At 44.5% G+C, this 20,349-nt stretch carries 15 protein-coding genes; 3 read left to right on the forward strand and 12 right to left on the reverse strand.

The window, feature by feature from the left end:
• Positions 1-278 precede the first annotated feature (278 nt).
• The 4 genes from AC1DV1_RS15400 to AC1DV1_RS15415 form a co-directional block, all read right to left on the reverse strand.
• Positions 279-1,721 carry a DUF1593 domain-containing protein gene (locus AC1DV1_RS15400; RefSeq protein WP_477360686.1) on the reverse strand — a complete coding sequence of 481 codons (1,443 nt, stop codon included), beginning with the start codon at positions 1,719-1,721 and terminating at the stop codon, positions 279-281.
• 12 nt (positions 1,722-1,733) lie between these two features.
• The gene (locus AC1DV1_RS15405) at positions 1,734-5,414 is read right to left on the reverse strand and encodes a family 78 glycoside hydrolase catalytic domain (protein WP_477360688.1); all 3,681 of its coding nucleotides are present in this window, start codon (positions 5,412-5,414) and stop codon (positions 1,734-1,736) included.
• A 240-nt stretch (positions 5,415-5,654) separates the two neighbouring features.
• On the reverse strand, positions 5,655-6,158 hold the full coding sequence (locus AC1DV1_RS15410; RefSeq protein WP_477360690.1) for a DUF2165 family protein: 504 nt from the start codon (positions 6,156-6,158) through the stop codon (positions 5,655-5,657).
• 130 nt (positions 6,159-6,288) lie between these two features.
• Complete coding sequence (locus tag AC1DV1_RS15415; RefSeq protein WP_477360692.1) at positions 6,289-7,194, reverse strand: glycoside hydrolase family 16 protein; 906 nt, start codon at positions 7,192-7,194, stop codon at positions 6,289-6,291.
• A gap of 168 nt (positions 7,195-7,362) precedes the next feature.
• On the opposite strand from AC1DV1_RS15415, the gene AC1DV1_RS15420 reads away from it, so the two are divergent.
• Together AC1DV1_RS15420 and AC1DV1_RS15425 are read left to right on the forward strand one after the other, a co-directional pair.
• Complete coding sequence (locus AC1DV1_RS15420; protein WP_477360694.1) at positions 7,363-8,850, forward strand: M1 family aminopeptidase; 1,488 nt, start codon at positions 7,363-7,365, stop codon at positions 8,848-8,850.
• On the forward strand, positions 8,840-10,105 hold the full coding sequence (locus tag AC1DV1_RS15425) for an aminotransferase class V-fold PLP-dependent enzyme (RefSeq protein ID WP_477360696.1): 1,266 nt from the start codon (positions 8,840-8,842) through the stop codon (positions 10,103-10,105). Before AC1DV1_RS15420 ends, AC1DV1_RS15425 begins: the two co-directional genes overlap by 11 nt.
• Before the next feature lie 244 nt (positions 10,106-10,349).
• Here AC1DV1_RS15425 and AC1DV1_RS15430 read toward each other — a convergent pair whose 3' ends face one another.
• The 7 genes from AC1DV1_RS15430 to AC1DV1_RS15460 all read right to left on the reverse strand — a co-directional run bounded on the left by AC1DV1_RS15430 (position 10,350) and on the right by AC1DV1_RS15460 (position 19,388).
• Positions 10,350-11,294 carry a DUF1735 domain-containing protein gene (locus tag AC1DV1_RS15430; protein WP_477360698.1) on the reverse strand — a complete coding sequence of 315 codons (945 nt, stop codon included), beginning with the start codon at positions 11,292-11,294 and terminating at the stop codon, positions 10,350-10,352.
• A gap of 18 nt (positions 11,295-11,312) precedes the next feature.
• Positions 11,313-12,773: a SusD/RagB family nutrient-binding outer membrane lipoprotein gene (locus tag AC1DV1_RS15435; protein ID WP_477360700.1), complete on the reverse strand. Its 1,461-nt coding sequence runs from the start codon at positions 12,771-12,773 to the stop codon at positions 11,313-11,315.
• A 31-nt stretch (positions 12,774-12,804) separates the two neighbouring features.
• Positions 12,805-16,044, reverse strand: a complete 3,240-nt coding sequence (locus AC1DV1_RS15440; RefSeq protein ID WP_477360702.1) for a SusC/RagA family TonB-linked outer membrane protein — start codon at positions 16,042-16,044, stop codon at positions 12,805-12,807.
• Positions 16,045-16,507: 463 nt separating this feature from the next.
• Entirely contained in the window at positions 16,508-16,666 is a 159-nt protein-coding gene (locus AC1DV1_RS15445; protein ID WP_477360704.1) for a hypothetical protein, read from the reverse strand.
• Positions 16,667-16,767: 101 nt separating this feature from the next.
• A complete protein-coding gene (locus tag AC1DV1_RS15450; protein WP_477360706.1) occupies positions 16,768-17,190 on the reverse strand; it encodes a hypothetical protein in 423 nt (140 codons plus the stop codon).
• 446 nt (positions 17,191-17,636) lie between these two features.
• A complete protein-coding gene (locus tag AC1DV1_RS15455) occupies positions 17,637-18,431 on the reverse strand; it encodes an alpha/beta hydrolase (RefSeq protein WP_477360708.1) in 795 nt (264 codons plus the stop codon).
• A 96-nt stretch (positions 18,432-18,527) separates the two neighbouring features.
• A complete protein-coding gene (locus AC1DV1_RS15460) occupies positions 18,528-19,388 on the reverse strand; it encodes a helix-turn-helix domain-containing protein (protein WP_477360710.1) in 861 nt (286 codons plus the stop codon).
• A gap of 394 nt (positions 19,389-19,782) precedes the next feature.
• Between AC1DV1_RS15460 and AC1DV1_RS15465 the strand changes: the two genes are divergently transcribed.
• Complete coding sequence (locus AC1DV1_RS15465) at positions 19,783-19,989, forward strand: hypothetical protein (RefSeq protein ID WP_477360712.1); 207 nt, start codon at positions 19,783-19,785, stop codon at positions 19,987-19,989.
• 188 nt (positions 19,990-20,177) lie between these two features.
• Here AC1DV1_RS15465 and AC1DV1_RS15470 read toward each other — a convergent pair.
• Positions 20,178-20,349, reverse strand: a 172-nt coding sequence (locus AC1DV1_RS15470; protein WP_477360714.1) for a transposase, incomplete at its 5' end; no start/stop codon positions are given.

Genomic DNA, 20,349 nt, shown 5'->3' on the forward strand with positions numbered 1-20,349 from the left:
CCGCAAGGGTCCACCCTTGTGGTACTCATGCTAAGTATACGCAATGCATAGCCACCATGCACAGGCCGGAGATTGCTTCGTTACTCGCAATCACATGTCGGAGATAAGCACCGTTAAAACCTTGCCCGCCTATCCACCCCCCCCGGCGCAACCGGACGGACACCGCACAAAACAAAAGGCCGCATTAACCGCGGCCTTTGGATGCAAGCTGAAATGAAATTTTTCGCCCTCTCCTTTTCAACTGTTATTGGCTGTAAAAAATGCCATGTTGTTATCGTTCATTGCTTTGGAAGAATGGTTACAATTACTCTTTTATATCGGGTTAGCCGGGGCGTTCCTTTATCGGTAACCTTCAGGATGAAGTGAGTAGTTTGGCGACTATCTACCTCTGGCGCTTTTAACTCTGGAATGACAGACATGTTTTCTGCCGGAGTGACCGCTATTGTATTATGAAACGTTCCCGCTTCGCGGTATTGAAACCAATGAAAACTCAGGGCATCTCCATCGGGGTCATAGGATGCACTGCCGTCAAGACTAAATGTCTCGCCGGATTTTACCGTGAGCTGTTCGGGCATATTGAGTTTCGCAACCGGTGGGTGATTGGCAGCCTTATAATCCGTATTGCACCAGGCCATTCGCGCCGCAAAATCATTCTGGATTTCTTCTCTCCATCTCCAAATCGTTACGTGGTTGTCTTTGTATGTACCTGTGTCTTTTACCATGGCTCTCCCCCATTTGCCCGGCACCCAAGGTGTATATTCGTCTTCGGCATTTGTCCAAAATGGTCTCGTCTCTTCTTCCAGCGGAACAATCCATTTCAGCGTGGGGTCAAAGGGTGGTTTGTAAAATTCATAACGTCCGCCCCAACCTCCCCAGTTTGGATGCTCCGGGTTGTTCAGTCCATTGGGAATCAGCGAGAGCCAGGACGGGGTATCACCCTCCATGCCAAAAGACACATCCGGATAGATTGCCCCGAGCGGCCCATGTCCCTGCTGGATATTTCGCATAAGCCAACCATTGCTCACGACTTCGTTGTTGGCACCGGGAAATACGCTTAAGATCGCTGACCATGTAGCCGCATAATAATTTCCCGGGCTTGCGATGTAGAACAGGTCGGGAAAATTCCTGCGTATCCATGGCCCCGAATTGTCCTGGTCCGAAATCGTATATACTCTGAGCTTGCTTATCAACCTTTTTGCTTCCTCTTCGCTTTTAGTCTCCCTGATTTTCCAGAGTGCTTGCGCCAGTACATTCGGGCCGCCCCAAACGGTCACCCATAAAGGGCGGCTGTCATTCTTTTCGAGCATCTCGATCACCCAGTCCGAACCTTCCGAATCTTTGCCTTTTCCTACGCCTTCCATCCCATAAACCGGGAGGCCTTTTTTTACCAGGCTTAATAATTTTTGCGCTGTCGGAAATCCCGGCTCATGTTTTAGAAGATTAGGTTGCACCTTCTCATAATTACGAATCACTTTTTCAATGAGTTGTGGGCTAACCTTTTTTGATTGATGAATGGATGTTGAAGCGATGAGCCCTTCGATGTCGATTTGATTTGTGTATAGCATTAACCGGACCATCGACATAAAATCATCAGGCTCGTTTCCGATGTCTGTAATGACAATCAGGCGCTGTTTGGCAATTGTTTGTGCGGAAGCCGTAATGTGTGTTGCCAGTATAATACCTAATACAACTTGCGCAACCAGCATTAGTTTTGTTTTCATTATTTCCATCCTCTATTTCCCCACACTAAACACATAACTCCCCGAGGCCAGTTCATAAACAGCCTTGCCATCGGCATACCTTAAAAACTCAATCCCCTTTGCTTTTGCCACAGCTTTGCCGCTTTCGGTTACCGCCGAAGCAGATGAAGCTGGTAAGTATAAAGTAGCTTTAGTATTTGCCGGCACCGTTGCGGTATAAATTAGCGTATTGCCTGCCGTTTTCCAGCTGCTGTTAATCCTGCCGTAGGGCGAATCGTAGTAGCCTTTGGCGAAGGTCATCTGGCCGGTTGGGTCGGGCTCGGGCTGTAGGATAAAGTTTTTAAAACCAACCTCGCCGCGCTGGATGCCCAGTGAGTAGGCCATCATCCACTGGCCAATAGCGCCAAAGGAATAGTGGTTAAAGGAGTTCATGCTGTTGTTACCGCCAAAGCCGTTTTCAACCGTGTAGCCATTCAGGCGTTCCCATATGGTGGTTGCGCCCTGGTCAATGGCATACAGCCACGAGGGGTAATGATTGTTTTGCAATACTTTGTAGGCCAGGTCGGCGTGCCCGTAATCGGATAGCGATTTGCTGATCCAGGCGGTGCCTATAAAGCCGGTCATTAAGGAGTATTTAGGGCGGGTAATGCCGCCATCGTCCTTGTTTTCGCGCTCTACAACTGCCTGCAGGTTCTTGGCCATATAAGGAATGTTCTCATCGTTAAAAACTCCTAATGATAAACCGACAGCATATGCAGTTTGTATATCGGCTACTTTAAATTCCTGCTTGGTACCCGGCGGGTCAAACGCGCCACGACCAACAAGGCCCATCGCTTTTTTATCGGCATTAATAAATGTTTTGTTAAAAAAGGCTTTGCGTTCAATATACCTTTCCTGGTATTTGGCAGCGTCGTCGGGTTTATTTAAGGCCCTGGCAACTTTTACCATAATACCCAAATCGAAAATATGGTAGGCGGTTACCAGGTAATCGGTACCCAGCTGGTTATTTTGAGGGCCAAGCCAATCGCCTAACTGCGAATCGGAACTGAGGCCGGTTTTTTTATTGATGGTAGAGTCGATAAAACTCATGTACCTGGCCATGGCCGGGTAATGTTCTTTTAACAAAGCAACATCCTCATATTGCTGATATGCTTCCCACGGTATAGTAATACCCGCGCTACCCCAAAGTACACCGCCAAAACCGCCGCCTACCGGGGCAATATCGGTAAACTTACCATTAGGCATTTGCAAGTCGCGCAGGGCAAAAAGATGCCGCCTTAAAAACTGATCGCTGTTGGACAGGTAGGTAGCCGTACGCGAAAAAATACTGATATCGCCCGACCAGCCCATACGCTCGTTACGTTGCGGGCAATCGGTAGGGATGGTTAAAAAGTTATCGATGTTTGACCAGGTAAGGTTTGACCACAGCTTGTTCACTTTAGGGTTTGAAGTGACGTAGTCGGCCGTTAGCTTGTGGATGGAGCTGATGGCTAAACCCTGCACTGCGCTTAACGGCAGCGGCCCATCAACCCCGGTTATTTCAATGTATTGATACCCGTGCGATGTAAAGTGCGGCTGAAATGTTTGCTCGCCATCCTTCATGGTATACACATCCTGGCTCAGGGCCCCACGGTAATTCTCGGTCATGATCATCCCCACATTCTTGCCCGATTCTTTGAGGTCCGGGTATAAAACCTCGGCATAACGCAACAATAACTTTTTACCTGCCTTGCCATTTTTGATATAGATTTTGGGCACACCCACCATATTTTGCCCCATGTTGTACACATAAACGCCTTTGCGTACCTCCTGGATGCTTTTGGCGGTAAGCGTTTTGTAGATGCCTGCCGGCTGGCCTATTTGCCCAATCAGCGATAGTTTATCGTAATTCAGATCGTCTTTATTACCAAAATAATCATAGGATACCCCCGAATAAGCGGTACCATCTACTGATACCTTAACCGCCTTTTGCCAGGCATTATCATTATAGTTTACCGTATTCCAATTGTTTATTCCGGCCTCTAATGAAGCATCGTAAACTTCGCCCATATCCAGGCTGCTGTAAACTATGGGGCCTTTGTTATAATATTTCCAGTCTTTATCGTTGGTTGTAATTACCTTTTTTGAACCGTCGGCATATTTAATCACCAGTTTGGCCAGTAACGATTGCCTGTCGCCAAAGTGGTTCCAGATAGAGCCGTAGCTTAACAAGCCACTCCACCAGCCTTCGCCCAGCATGGCGCCTATGGCGTTTTGCCCGTTGGCAACCATCGTGGTTACATCATAGGTTTGATACAGATGAGTAATGTTGTACTGCGTTAGGCCGGGGTTGTAATAATCATTACCCACGCGTTTGCCATTCAGGTATACCTCATAAATGCCCCTGGCAGTAACGTACAGGCGGGCGCTTGCAATTTTTTTGCTGTTTGTTTCAAATTGGGTACGCAGCATTGGCATGGAGTTGTGGCTTGGATCGGCCACCGCAAAAACACCCTGGCTACCACCGGAAACCTGGAAACGGTCGTTTTTAATACTGATGCCACCGCTGGCTATGAAAGATTTATAAATACCTCCATAATTTTGTGCCGATAAATCCTCCTTAAACAAGATATTTCCCGGCTTGCGCGCGTTGGATACCTCCAGCCCCGAAAATGCAGCCTGCTGCCCGGCATCCACAGCATAGCCAATATCGCAAAGCAAACCGTACGTGATTACATCGCGCGCGCCCAGCGGGTTAAGGGTAACTACCGCCGTACGTGGATTGCGGGGCGGAAAAACAGGCTGGGCACCCGCAGATGCTTTATCATTATTTACAAAAAACTCATATTCGCCGTCTACCCTAAATGTCAAGGTGCCCATTTCGTTATTGATCGCAAAATAGTGCTCTTTGTTTTTATTGCCCTCGTTAATTATACTCGTTTTAATATCAAACGATTTGATAACGCGTGTAGCGGTATCATTGCCGGTATAACCGCTACGGTATATATTAATTTTGGCGTTACCTGTACCGGCGCTGCCAACTTTTGAAATGTCAAGCTCTATCTTAAAATAACTCTCGTCCTTTTTATTTTCAACCTGAAAAATATTTTTGTTTTTATCCATTAAGCGGGCATCATTAGCACCCATGATAATGCTTGCCCGTGTGCTGCCCGGCGCAATAGCCAGCTTATAATTCATATTAAAAACAGGCAGGTATTTGGAGTATAAAACCAGGTCATTGTCATCGCCGCCAATCCAGGTGGCACCATCCCAGGCCGATAATTTGGGGTCGGGATCCATCAAACCCGTTTCAAACCACGACGTATTGGTTAATATGGCCCCGGTTTGGTCCCAAACGGTAACTTTCCAGGCATAACGGGTGGATGCTTTAAGCTTTTTACCGGCATATTCAATGCCCGATGATTTGCTGCTGTTTACCTTGCCGCTGTTCCACACAACTTTGCCTTCGCCATTTTTTACTTCAAGCTGATACGATAACTGTATGTAGCCCCTTGCCCCTGCCGGGGCCTTCATTTGCCAGCTGAAACGCGGCGTTTCCACATCAATACCAATGGGCTTATCCGTATACTCAACCTGCAGGTTATCAATACTTGCCGCGGGATTGCCCCTTGGCTGCGTGGCAAATGCAGCCGCATTATTACCAGGAAAAATCAAAAAAACTAATGCGAAAACAAGGGTAATACTTTTAAAAGCGAACGGGCAACTCTTTTTCATGAAAGGGGTATAGTTAACTAAGTTTAATAATTTCAATAATAAAACCACCGTTTGGCTTGTACACACCGGCATAACCTATTGCCCATACAATAAATGCCAACCATCGCAGGCACTGCAGCCCCGATAGCATGTATCAACCCAATAACAAAGCAGAAAGTGGTTTTATAATTATTTACACAATAATACGTGTTGAAACGGTGAAACCGTCATGAACTGTCTTGCGGGAGTATTAAAGCTGGTTTATTCTTCTTCTTTAAAATGCAACAGGATAAGCACCAACACCAGGAAGCTAACAATTCTTTCGGCGGCACCCAGCCCATTCCAAATACTGCTTTGCCACATGGCAAACCATTCGCCGCCTATAACTTCAAAACCTAAAAACCAGATGACGATGCCTATTGTAATGCCTGCCACAGCCCAATTTTTGGATGAATGAAATACATAAGCGGCCGATTTTAAGTTTTTAAAAAGCATCAGACTACCTTTAATACAGCAAAAAGCCATCGCAGCCTCGGCAACTATAAGCGCAATATAGCCCGCATGAAACAGAAAAACATTGTTTACATGCCTATAGTATAAATGGCTGCCCGGAAAAACGGTATCCATTTTCATTACATGCTCAACAAACCGGTAATTGGTAAAATAATCGGTGGTATTCCCGATAACAACCAGTAATGCCATCAAGGCAATTGCAGCCACAGCAATTGCTTTGGCTAACCTAAACATGAATTGAACCGGGTACATAATTGGCTATGGTTTATTAAACGAAGATGCCGTTTTTTGTTTGTAAAACCCAAAAGGATTGCGTCAAAAAGACAGGCTTATTTTATAGCTGCTAGCACCAAGTCCCAAGTCAAAAACCGTTATCCCTATTTCATTTTTGATACACACGTACATAATCAACCTCAAACCTTTTTGGAAAAGTGGTTGCCGATGGTTCGCCGCCGTTATCGCCGCCAATGGCCAGGTTCAGGAGGATGTAGTGCGGCTGTTTAAAGGGATTAAAGTTGCTGCCATCCTGGTTAACCAGGTCTTTTAAAGCCACGTGGTTAAGCAATATATCATCAACATACAGGCTAATGGATGTTTCGTCCCAATCCATTCGCCAGGTATGAAAGCGCTGGTTCCAGCCGGGTTCAAATTCATCGAGTTTTTTTACATTGCTATACCATTTGGCCTGGTAGGGTGCATCGGTACCGCAAGCGATGTTGGCCAACAGTTTATCCTGGTAAAATTCCATAATGTCAATTTCGCCGTTTGATGGCCAGGGCTTGTTAAGGCCTAAGGTCCAGAAAGCCGGCCATAAGCCTGCATCGGTATTTATACGGCCCCGCATAATCAGCCGGCCATATTGCCAGCTTTGCAGTCCACCTGTATTCATACAGGCCGATGTATATTCAATAAACGGTCGGCTGGTCTGCCAGTCGGTACTGTTAGGCACATACGCGGGATTGGGCAGGTGCACCTTTTTAGCTTCTATTACCAATAACCCGTTGTGGCAGGTGGCATTGGCGGCCTGGTACCATTGGTCTTCATGGTTGCGTACAAAGCCTTGCTCAAACTTCCAGTTGGCAGGGTTTGGCTCACCGTCGTTATTAAATTCATCGGCCCAAACCTGTTTATACCCGCCAACGGTATCCGGCTGTATTTGCTGGCTTTGCGCTATTAAAGGAGCCAGGAATGCTAAACTTAATACCGTCCGTTTCATCACAACAAAAAGAGCAGTTAGTTTATGGTAATGCTTAGTGGTAAAAAGCTTTGTATTCGGGGCTATTGCCATGGTATTATTTTTATTGGTCAATATCGGGTTTTATATCTGTAAGCGCCTAATTTATGGACAGTCAATGAGGACAGGGTTGTTTACGACTCCGCCCTACCCCTCCAATGAGGCCCGTGGTTTTAATGCGGTGCAAATTTTATATATTGTAGCCTGATATTAAAACAGCCCATGACCCGATTGCTCCCGGTAGTTTATCTTCTTTGCAGTATTCCCCTGTTTGTAAAAGCGCAAAATAAAAACACTGCGCCGCCATTAGCCTATCATCTTGGCTGGGACGGAAAATCGGCCATCCTGCAGGTAAGCCTCGAATATACCCCTGCAAACAAAGATAGCACCGTATTCATTTATGGCGATCTCAATTTTGGCGGTCAAAAGGAAATTTTTAACGTACTGCAAAACATCAACACTAAAGACAAAATAAAGCTTACGCCACGCGAAAGAAAAATAACGGTTTACCATACCAGTGCGGGGTCTACGAAAATAAGTTATACAATTAACGGCCAATTGGTTGGCAACCCCAAACGGGCAACGGTTGATGAATTGTTTCGGCCGCTGATAACGCCCAATATATTATACCTGGTGCCCCAGTTTTTTATGATAAACCCGGTGGGGCACCCGGCCAGGGAGGCAAGTATCCAATGGGATATATTTCCGGCGGGTTTACCTTATTTCATGTCAACCGCAGCCGGTGCCGGCCCGGGCGTTAAACAAACCATTAGGCTTAAACAGGAGCAGGATGTATTGATGCTGATGGGCGCCAACCTGGTAATTAACACCTACAAAGTACACGGCATACCCTATTATTCCATTACATCAAAAAGTGACACCATTAATAACTTAAAAGCGGAACTTAAGCCCTTTTTTGAGCGCTATTTTCCGGGGCTGCGCGATTTTTGGAAGGACAATAAAGCGCCCTATTATTACATCAGCGTGCTGCCGCTTTTATCAATTGACAAACCATGGGCTACCGGGTACAGCCAGAAGCACGGCTTTGTTATGCGTTATTCCGGAAAATTTGATGACGATAAAAAACGGGTACTGGCTCATGAAACCTCGCACTCTTGGATTGGCAATAACATGCAAATTGGCAACGATGAATTTGACAACCAATGGTTTGGCGAAGGGTTTAACGATTACGTGACGCTGATTAACCTGGTAAAATCGGGCATACAGGATAAGGCCGCCTTTTTGGGCTATATGAATAAAAACAATTTGTACGACCATTATAGCAGCCAGGTAAAAAACGCGCCAAATGACTCCATCGCTGCCAAATTCTGGATTGATAAAAACTACCAGACCCTGCCTTATAAAAGAGGCTTTATATATGCGTTTTACTTTGACAACCAAATCCGGCTTGCCTCGGCGGGCAAACTTTCTATCCGGGATTTCCTGCTGACCTTATTTAAAAGAAACCGGCAGATTCATGCCGCAAACCCGGCCGCCAATTTAACTTTGGACGATTATATCGCCGCGGCATCAAAATTCATCCCCGAAAAGCAGGTCAGAAACGAAATTCAAACCTACCTGATTAAAGGCAAACCGCTCAACTTTAAAACCATCCGGCTGATTGATGGCTTTAAGATGGATTACCACGATAGTATACCGGTTTTAACCATAGGCAAAACAATCAATTTAAAAAAAATCTATGCCCAATAATTACAGCCCATCGCGCAGGAGCCTGCTTTCCCTGTTGGGCGTACTGCCATTTGCCCCGGAATTATTAAACAGTTTGGCCAAAAACCAGGCTAACGAGCCCCGCACGGGGTTAGTTAACGACAACCCACTACCAGCCAGGGATCAGTTTGCGATTAAAGGAACATTTTTAAACGCTGCTTATACCCACCCTATGAGCATTGGCAGCGCCAAAAACATCAAAAGCTACCTTGATTTCAGGTTGGCGAATGGAAAAGCGGCAGATACTATTGACCAGGACAGAAACACCGCCCGCACCTTATTTGCCCGCCTTATAAATGCCGATGCCGACGAAATTTCATGGGTGCCCAGCACTATGGCTGGCGAAAACCTGGTAGTAAATGGCCTTGGCTTACCGGGCACAGCCGCCAGGATAGTTACCGATGCCTACCATTTTGATGGTTCGTTGTACCTATACTCGGAAATGGCCAGGCGGGGGGCGGATGTAAAAATGGTTATACCCAAAAACAATAAGATTGACCTGGCCGATATGGATGCCGCCATAACACCGGGTACAAAACTGGTAGCCGTTTCGCTGGTATCGATGATCAACGGCTTCCAACACGATTTGAAGGCGCTTTGCGATATAGCCCATGCCAGGGGAGCCCTGGTGTATGCGGATATTATACAGGCTGCAGGCGCGGTACCCATAGATGTGCATGCCCTTGGTGTTGATTTTTGTGCATGTGCTACCTACAAATGGCTAATGGGCGATTTTGGCGCAGGTTTTTTATATGTGCGGAAAGACAGGCTGCCGCTCGTTAAACGCAGCCAGTTTGGCTACCGCCAGCTAAAAGACATGCAATCGCACGTTTTCCCTTTTGATGCTGGGGGGAACACCCCGTTTGAATTTGTGCAGGGCAACAAAACCCGCAACTATTTTGAAGTGGGCACCCTGGGCAATGCCGCCGTGCCGGCGCTTATTTACTCCTTAAACTACCTGCTGCAAACTGGTGTAGATAACATACAAAAGTACCGCCAGCCCCTGCTTGATAAACTGCAACAGGAATTGCCCAAGCTGGGTTACCAACCCATGACGCCAAGCGAATCAACATCGCCGATAGTAAGCTTTGCCCTGCAAGGCGCCGAAAAAAAACTGCACCAAAAACTGGCAGCGGCAGGTATTAACATACAGCTTTATGAAAACCGGTTCCGGATATCGCCATCTGTATACAACACCATGGGCGATATTGAGCACCTGATCAGCGTACTTTCCTGATTAATCGAACAGCGCGTATTGGAATAGCTTTTAGAAAAAGGCTTAAGGCCTAAGTCAAAAAAGTATAAATCTTACTTTTGACTCAATACTGAATACTACTGGTTTTTATAAAATCAATTCCAATAAAAAATGTGTCCCCACTCCTTTGGAAGACACATTTAATTAACTTTAACTGTTCATTTTTATCAACGTAAATGAAAAAACCGCAAGAACTAAAGGAGTATTTTAAAAGCCTTTATAATTTTTATCGTGAGCCAGCATAGGTCAAAGTACCATCAAAAACCCTTTTGTTGGTGGCATTTGCCCCCCAGTCAAATGCCAGGTGAAATGTTTTGGTATCGGGGTCATAATAATTATCTTTTCCGGCAGTGTTCTGCACAGCCGCATTCCCGGTTGCTATTACGGTTACCTTGTTAGTTGCAGGGTCAACCGTAAGCTGCAGCCCGGCAATACCGCCCACACCGCCGCCGGTGATCCACAATAAAGAAAACGAATTGGTATAGGTTCCTATGGTAGCCACCTCAACCTGCAGCCCATCGGGATAGGTGCCACCAAGTGAAGCATCGGCAACGCCATCAATATACCTGGCTATAGTACCGCCAAGTGTATAAACCCCATCGTATTTGTTTTTAACACTGTAAAATGCATACATAGCGCCCCGGCTGGCCGCATGGATGCCTACCCCGGCCGAATCTGTAATTTTATAAGCCAGGGCGTAACTTTTTGATAAATCAAGCTTACTGCCGTCAAGTTTTATTACAAAATTCTTTGCAAAATCGCCCGAGGCAAATTTAAACGTGAGGTTATCGCCAGATACCGAAACATCGGTAGATGAAGTCCCGATTGTATAAAAAGATGATGGTAATAATTCATAAGCTGTACCATTGGCCTCGTTATAAGCGTCAATAGAATCCGGCACGGCCGATACCACAAAGTTTTGCGCCTTTTTCAGATCCGTATTATTTGCCGCATCTTTTTTCAGCGTAAAAACATCAATGGTTTTAACATCGGTAAACGGATCAAAAAACGTTGATGATTCCATACCATCAGGAAAGCCTATTAAGGTTTTACCTGCATTGAGTGTCTCAGTAGTAACTTTATCGGCAGCGGGTTCCTTTCTGCATCCTGCAAACACAACAGCAAATGCACATGCCAGAACCAGGTATTTAAAAAATATATTCTTTTTCATGTTTTTTAAGTTGAAGGGTTAATTAGTTGTTCTTGTATCCCACCACACATGCGCATCCTGGGTATCGCCACCTGTTAACCTTGCAACAGCAGCATTAACATTTGTTCCGTTGGTGTTGTATTCAGATGATGCATAGGTAAACCTCCTGACAATCTGGCCCGATGAATTTGTGGCATCCGGTGCGGGGGTAAGCGCCGGCCAGCCGGTTTTTCGCCATATAGCCCAGGCGGCATGGCCATCGGGGTAGCTGGCTATCCACCTTTGGATAGAAATGTTTTTTATTTGCGAACCTGTTATGTCGGCGTTTTTAGTATCAGTTACCGGGAACTGCGCCAGGTAAGAGGCAGACGGTGTTCCGGCATCCCACTGCTCAAAGGACGCAGCAACGCCTGTGGTATAATCCGTAGTGATACTTTCGTCAGTCCATCCTAAATTGGCCGCCTCGGCACGGGCCAGCCAAACTTCGGCAGCATTAATCATCACCACCGATCCGGTCTCTAAACGAAGGTCGCCCCGTAAAACGCGTGCCCACGTTGGGTTTGCATCCTCAAATGCCAAAACACTCAGGCGAACCAAACCATAGGGCACGCCAATACTGGATGTGGTTACGTTGCCTGATAATTCGCTTGCCCCGCCAAATTCGGCCTGCCTGGGGTCGTTGCTCCCTACGGTGATATCTGTCAGCGTTTTTGATTCGCCATAATCTTTGCGGCCGTTGTAAAGGCTGTACCAGGCGCTTTTGTAGGTGCCGCCGGGATAAACCAGGGTAAAATTTTGGGCATTGGTGGTTATTACCCCCGACGCAATAGCCTCTTTAACTGCTACAGCCGCATAATCGCTGGCGCCGGTTACCCTGTTTGACAATTGTATTGCAGCCAGCAACTTAAGCGAGTTGGCCATGCGTTTCCAGGAAGCTACATCGCCTCCATAAATAATATCGCCGGCCAGGCTTGATGACGAATCAAACTCGCTTATGGCCGATGTGAGTGTCGAAATTATGCCTTTATAAATAGTTTCCTGGGTATCATATACGGGCTGTATTACCGCGCTCCCTTTTAAAGCCTGGGTGTAAGGCACATCTCCCCATGAATCGGTAATTATCCAGTATATATATTGCTGCATAATTTTTGCTACAGCGGTGGAATTCTTACTTACATTAAGGTTGATGATAGTTTGCAGGTTATTTAAATTGCCACTATAGTTACCTGTAAATGAGTTTTGCGGTAAATTGTACAATGAGGTTCCTGAATATTGGGTTTCAGAAAAATACTGGCCGTACTGGGCACCCGATAAAGGCTCGGTATTGGTAGAAGCGTAGCCCCCAAGATTTGATTGTACGTTGGTTAATAAAGCCGATGTAATAGCTGTTGTTGTAGCGCCGGGATTGCTGTTAACGTCGCCAAAATCCTTCAGCTTGTTGCAGCCCGTTGTGTATAAAACAACGGCCATAGCAGCTGTATATATGTATATCTTTTTCATTTTGTTTAAAATCTTGATTGGTAGGTAATGCTTAGAATGTTACTTTGAGATTGAAGCCGAAACCCCTTGTTCCGGGCCATTGGGCCGTTTCTCCCTGCGATGCGGTTATTTCAGATGGATCAAAGTCTTTGGTTTTTGCATACAGCAGCAACAGGTTACGCCCTGTTAATTCAAACCTGGCAGATTGAAGCGTTTTACCAAAGCCGAGTTTTTTAACCGGAATATTGTAGCCGATAGCAACCTCGCGAAGCTTAACAAACGTTAAATCATAAATAAAAGAATCGAAAGTTTTGTTGTTGTATAAGCCCTGGTAGTAAGTTTTAGCATCAACATAATAAGTAACCGGGTTGTTATTGGCATCAACACCGGTAACTTTAACACCACCGCCATCGGCAACAGGGTCACGTACCGACATGCCTTTATCATTCAGCGCCGCGGTATTAGCAGTTAAACCGCTGTATTGGCCCCACATGTTTGATAACGAAACAAACTTGCCGCCAATCTGGTAATCGATATTAAAGCTGGCAACAAAATCTTTAAATATTGCAAATGAGTTTTGCAAACCACCGGTAAACTTAGGCAGTACGCTGCCAAAGTATACGTTAGGATCATTGATATATGCTCCGGCTGAAGTAAGGATGGGAACGCCGTCGGCATTGCGTTTAATACCGTTACCGTAAATCTGGCCCCACTCTTTACCTTTTTGCTGAATAAGATAAGGCATAGTGCTGCCCCAAACACCGGCAACAGCCACACGGTCTACGCCGTACTTGTCGCTAATCTCCACAACGGTATTTTCAATGATCCGGGCCACGTTTGTGTTAACAGTCCAGCTGAAGTTAGGTAACTTAACCGGCGAACCGCCTAAAGAGAACTCGACACCGCGTTTTCTGATCAAGCCAATATTGGTTAATATGGTTGAAACACCGCTGGCCCCGTTTACAGACAATGATACCGGGATATCTTTATCATCGCCCTGGTAATAGGTACCGGCAAAGGTAAGCCTGTCATTAAAAAAACCCAGGTCTAAACCAAACTCTGTTTGTTTGGTAGTTGTTCCATGCAGGCTTGGGTCAATGTAAACCCCATTGCCTGCCTGCAGCAGGTTTCCGTTCCATTTGTTGGAGCTAATTGAGTAAGTGGTATTATTGCGGTATGCGCCAAATGTTTCTGTAGATGTACCAAGCGCCAGCGGAATTTCGCCGTATGATGCCCTTACTTTACCAAAACTTAACCAGCTTTTTGTTTGCGGCAATAATTCGCTGAAAACAAACGAGCCACCAAACGATTTGGATAATACTGAGTTGGCATTATTGACAACCGACAGGGTCGAAAACCAGTCGTTACGGATGGTAACATCGGCAAACAACCAGCTTTTGTAACCTACAGAGGCCTTTGCAAACAAAGCACGGTATTGTTCCTGGATGCGGGTGTTCCCCACAGTAGCAGCATCAACAGAGTTGCCGATGGTGTAAAGATCATCAATGCTTAAGCCGTTATTTGTATTGGCAGTATTATCTTTATAGATGTAGTTAAAGATGTCGCTACCGGCATTGGCGTTAACCTGGAAATCGGATATCTTTTTGCTATAGGTAACCAGGGTTTCGTAATTCTCCCTGTTTTGGTAAACTGTTCCGGTAGCGTAACCGCCTTTAACACCGGTTTGCGTACCGCTATATTGTAATTCGGAACTTGTTTTGCTTTCATACCAGCTGTCGGTGGCGTTTTTACGATAGGTAGCTTTAACACTTAAATCGTTATTGATTTTATAGGTAAGCGAAAAGTTGCCGTATAAACGATCGCGCTGGCTCACGTTGTTAATCTGGTTGGCATAGGTGTAAAAATTATACCAGTAATTGCCACCATAAAAGGCCGATGGATCTGATGCATCATACGATGTTGGATTTTGATGGTTCCAGCTTACATAGGTGCCGTCAGGAGATTTTAAATTTTGCAGCTCTTTCATGATCCCCATATCCAAATCGCGGTGGAACCAGGAGTTGAATGATCCGCTTGACTGACTTGCGTAAGCGTCATTAATTTGGCCGGTAAGTTGCTGGCCTACAAAATTAACGCTTGCTCCTACTGTAAAATGCTTGTTAAGGTCGTAGTTAACATTCAAGCTAAAAACATTCTTGTTAAGATTGCTGCCTGGTAAAATGCCACGGGTATTTTGGTTGTTGTATGACATCCTGATATTGTAATTATCAGCCGCCTTTGTAAACGCGAAGCTATTATTTAACGCGATGCCGGTTTGAAAATAGTCCTTCGCGTTGTTTGGTTGAGCAGTCCAGTTAGCGGTTTTAAAAGAGTATTTAGTACCCGCCGCCCAGGCATACCAGGGTATATACTCCTGTCCAACCATTTTGGGTCCCCAACTGCTGTCATCGGTATAATCTGGATAGTACTTACCGTTTAAAGCTTTCCATCCTTCAGGATCGCCTTCTTTGTAGGTATACTGCATAAAATCGGCAGATGCGCCACCGCCATAAGTATTCTGGTAGTTGGGCAGTATGTAGGCTTTATCAAAGTTGGCCCCTAAGTTTATTTCGACACCCAGCCCGCTGGTTTTTTTACCTTTTTTGGTTGTAATAACAATGGCCCCATAAGCCCCCTGCGATCCAAACTGGGCAGATGCCGCCGGGCCTTGCAAAACCGTGATGTTGTCAATATCGTCGTTACTCAAATCGTCGGAGTTGGGCAAAATAGTGCCGTCTACAACATATAGCGGGTTGTTACCGCTTCCAAAACCGGTAGCACCACGTAACCGGATATTGGTGTTACGGCCTAAGGCTGCAGCCGACTGGCTCCTTACCTGGATGCCTGCAACTTTACCGGCCAAAGCATCATTCAAGTTTGGCTCGCGGATAGTGTTCAGGGCTTCGGATTTTACTACCTGCGCGGCATAGGATGCCGAACGGGAAGTTTGCCTGGTGCCGTAAGCCCCCGTTACAATTACTTCGGACAGGCTGTTGGTGTTGATAGCCAACATAACCTTAATAGGCGACGAACCAATTTCGACAGTCTGGCTGGTGAAACCCGTAAAGCTAAACACCAAACTTTTTGCAGTGCCGGGCACGCCTAAGGTAAATTGGCCATTGGCCCCTGTTTGAGTACCAATTGTTGTTCCTGATACTCTTACGGATACGCCGGGCAGCGGCAATCCGTCGTCTTTTGAAATTACCGTACCGGTAATTGTTTTGTTTTGTGCTAGTACAGCGTTAGCGAATAACACCACAAGGCACAAAGCTGTGAGTAGTAGTTTTTTCATCGTATAAGATCAATTAAGTGATTTTCAAATTTATATTAATTTCAATAAAATAGTATAAAAATTACAAATATTTAAATTTATACAGTATTTATTTAAAATATTTATAAAAAATATAAATTATCCCAGAAAAGTAGAAGGAAAAATATTTTTCAATAAGCCCCCGGATGTTTCTTATTATTTAAAATATTTGGGCATGGTTTCATTTAAAGTTTTACCCTTGCCCGTTAAATCAAAAAGGCGATGTGTTGACACTTTTCCAGGGGATCAGGAAAGGGATTTACAGGTGGTTAAGGTTAACTTACACACGCTGTTTATTTAATCACACGTTATCAGGATTGTATTTATTCTTCCACAGAGGGGGGAATTTGACAGAAAACGAAAGAAGTTAAAACGAAGGGATACGATTTGGAGATAAGTTGCCGGAAGATGAATCTTAACCATTGCGGGCAAAGCAGGTAACCAATCAAAGCGAGATATCCATGGTGGCGATAGTAATGCCCGGTTTTGCATTTGCCGCAGAATCGCTTTTGCTTGCTGATAGCATTATGGACATTGCTACAGATTTTTGTTGAATGAACGCATTTGGCGCAGCAACCGGGGCGTTTAGTTTGTAAATGGACATAGCCCGCTTTTAAACGGGTTGACTTATAAACCGGGCGGGAATAAATTATACAAAGGGATTTGTGGTAGTTAATGTAACCCTAAAACTGAGTGCTTGGAGCGTTATCTAAAATAAACAAAACGGCTGCTATACTCCCCCTCGGTTCTCGACAGGTTACCCTCTTTGACGTGAAATGACAATACGCCCGAAAATTCAGACGTTTTATAATCTTTGCCGAACAATTTAGCGCAATGAGCAACAATGTCGCCTATTGTCCTGGGCGAATCAAAAAAATCAGTTTGCAGCAAGCGCTGAACTGCTTTGGTGGCTCCCGGCTTTTTCCCTAAAAATTGAACGTTACCGCTTTTTACCACGGTAGCATTCTCATCAGCGGCGCCATGAATAAGGGTAACAAGACGCTCAGCAATCACCAGCTGAACCGCTTCGGATTTAAAAGCGTTAACCGCCTCTGCTAATTGCATATACTCTTCCTTAAACCGATCTAATCTTGACATAGATGAAACTGTATTCTCTAAGTATTTCATATTTTTAATTACTCAATTTTGCCTGCAAAGCCTTATTAAAATTTAATTTGATTTAGGTAGAAAAATCGAACCGTTCACCTTTCGGGCTGTTGGCCAATTATTGAATTGCCGGTATTTAACCGGCAACAGACGGAAAATTTGCCAAACATCTTTTTTATATAATTTGTCTGATTATATAAAAACCGATAGCCGTTTTCCTTAAGTTGATTTGCGACGGGGTATAAATTTTCCCGGTGTCAAATCTCTACTATGATAGTAAAGCCTAAATGTAGTTTATATTAAGCCGGCAAAAGAAAAGTATCGATGAATAGTAATTAACTATCGACTAATGGGCGCGGGGAGGCATTTCTTTGTTCTCTTTGCATATGAATTTTGTGCAAACAAAAAATCCCCACTCATCAGAGCGGGGATAAATCATTAGTATCCGGGAAAATTTTGCTTACACATTAACGATTTGCTGAAACCTCATTTGCAGCCTGGATAATCACTTTGGCCACTGCCTGCGGTTGCGACATGAAGATTACGTGGCTGCCTTTCACTTCTGTTACTTTGGTATTTGAGCGCTCGTACATCTTATGCTGGATAATAGGGTTGATGCTTTTATCTTCGGTTGCAATACAGGCGTAAGCTGGTTTATGCCTCCAGGCTGGATCAGAAATTGGTGTTATAAAACCTTTGGCATAAAATGCACCTTGTGAAGCGTACATAAAGTCGGCTTCCTCCTGGCTTATATCGGCACAAAAACCTGCATGATATTTAGTTTTATCGTAATAAACAATACCCTTATCGTCTGGGGCCAGTACTCCATTTTCGGGAGCCGGAGGCGCAGTTTGTAACCATTGTAATGCTGATTCGCCTTTATCGGGCTGAAATGCGGCTACATAAACTAATGCTGCCACTTTGGGGTGATTACCTGCCTCGGTGATAACGGCTCCTCCCCATGAATGCCCAACAAGGATACAAGGACCGTCTTGCTTGTCAAGCGCTGTCCTGGTTGCGGCTACATCATCTTCGAGTGATGTTAACGGATTTTGCACCACAGTAACGTTGTAGCCTTTTTTTGTAAGTACGGTGTAAAGGGCTTTCCATCCCGAGCCATCGGCGAATGCGCCGTGTACCAGCACTACATTTTTTATTGTTTGTGCACTTGCCTTAGTTACTGTGCCGGTTACAGCAAAAAGAGCCACTGTTAAAATTAAAAGCCCTGCTTTCAATGTGTTTTTTATTGTTTGCTTTTTCATCGTTTTTGTTGTTGAAGTTTTTTGTTTGAATCAACAATACAAAGGTGGGCCGAAAAGCAGGCGGAGTTTATATGCACATTACCCGGTTAGTTGTGATTATTTCCCTTCATTGGAATTTTTTGGCGAATTTCTGAAATCGGATGGCGATACGCCCATATTTTTTTTGAAGAAGTTGGAGAAGTAAGGTACATCTTCAAACCCAAGCTCAAAAGTGATATGTTTTATCGACCTGTCGGTATAGCACAGGAGCCGCTTAGCCTCTACTACAATCCTTTCCTGGATAATTTGCGAAGGTGTTTTCTGGTTGAAAATTGCAAACAGATTAGATAAGGTTTTCGGGGCTTTACAAAGCTGCTCCGCATAAAAACTAACAGAGTGCTCGGTTTTAAAATTTGCTTCTACCAGCAGGTTAAACTTCCGGATGATATGAAACCTTTCGTCCTGGAGTTTTTTGGCTGGCACATACCCAAACCTGGCCAAGCGGGTAACATACATTATCAGGCGTTTCAACAGCACCAGCAGCATTTCACTCTGGATATTGTCGGAGGTCTTGAATTCCTCGATGAAAACATCGGAGAGCAGTTGCAACTTTTGTTGTGCCAGGTCATCCAGTTTAACAAACATATGATCGGTACTGCTAAATAGGAACCCAACACAGCTCACCTCACTATCATGATCAATAATGCAATAAAATTCACGGTTAAATTGCCAGGCAATAATATTTGCAGAATTTTTAAAACTAAAGGATTGATTAAACAAAAGGGTTAGCAGAGAATTGGACGGAAAATCATATTCAGATCCGTCGATGGTAACAGTCTGGCTTTCTCCCGTGTTCCACGCTATGGTAAAATACTTATTGAACCGGTCTTTGCTAAAAAACAACCGGTCAAATACCGCCTCGTCCTTAAAAAGCAGTAATTCCCCTCCTGTGTTTTCCTCCCTTAGTTTAAGTCTCATTGTCGATCAAATAAATTTATTACAAGCAAATACGGCGAAACTAACCGCTTCTGCCTAACTGCCGTTCAAAGTACGAAAGTGCAATGGAACCCCAAACTTTAAATTACAATTCCGGGGTATTCGGATGTCTGTTCCCGATTTTTGTAAAGTGACCGTCCGGAAATAGCTATACAGAGAGATATGGAAAGATTTAGATAAAGTATAAATTTATTCATTCGTGCATCATGCATGCTACATCTTTACTCAGCCTTATTAAGGCTAAGTAAAGATGTAGTTCGGCACTATGTGTTCAAATATATCAGATAAATAGTAATATTTGAAATAAATTAAACTGAGCAAATACACTGCGCGGTGCCGCTCAATCTTTGTATCAAAACCAAAAAGGAGTTTTACAATGAAATTCAACCTGTTGAGCAAATTAAAAACTCACGCCGATAACCACGCGGGTGCCAAAGACACTATCACGGGGCTGCAAGTAACATGGCTAAGAATATCTTCAATTTTTGATGCCTTTCAAATAACTCGTTTACTGCTTTTGGCTGTGGGGCAAATGTTAATATTTCCACAACATTGTTTTCGTTATGGAGACAAAATTATTTAACAATGTCCATCCAACACTTCGGAGTTTATCCAATTCGGACAACAAAAAAATAAAAATAACGGCAATAAAAGAGAAAGTGTAAGGTTGAAACTACGCTAAGCTACAAAAACACAAGCGATGTTTTTGAATTACTGAACCCAACAAACGTTCAAAAAAAGGATCAGTCGGAAAAGTTGGGGGGGCGATCCTCAGGCATATATTTTGGCAAGCCTGAATAGGAAGAAAGTAGTATCTCTTACTCCTCTTAAAGTAGCTCTAAAAGCTTTTGCCTTAGCATTAAATGATTCGGCTGAAGCATTTGTACTTCTGTTGTCGAAGAAGTTTAAGATAGACTCATAATGTGTTTGTACAGATTTAGAT

The organism is Mucilaginibacter sp. P4_D1 (genome assembly GCF_056401935.1).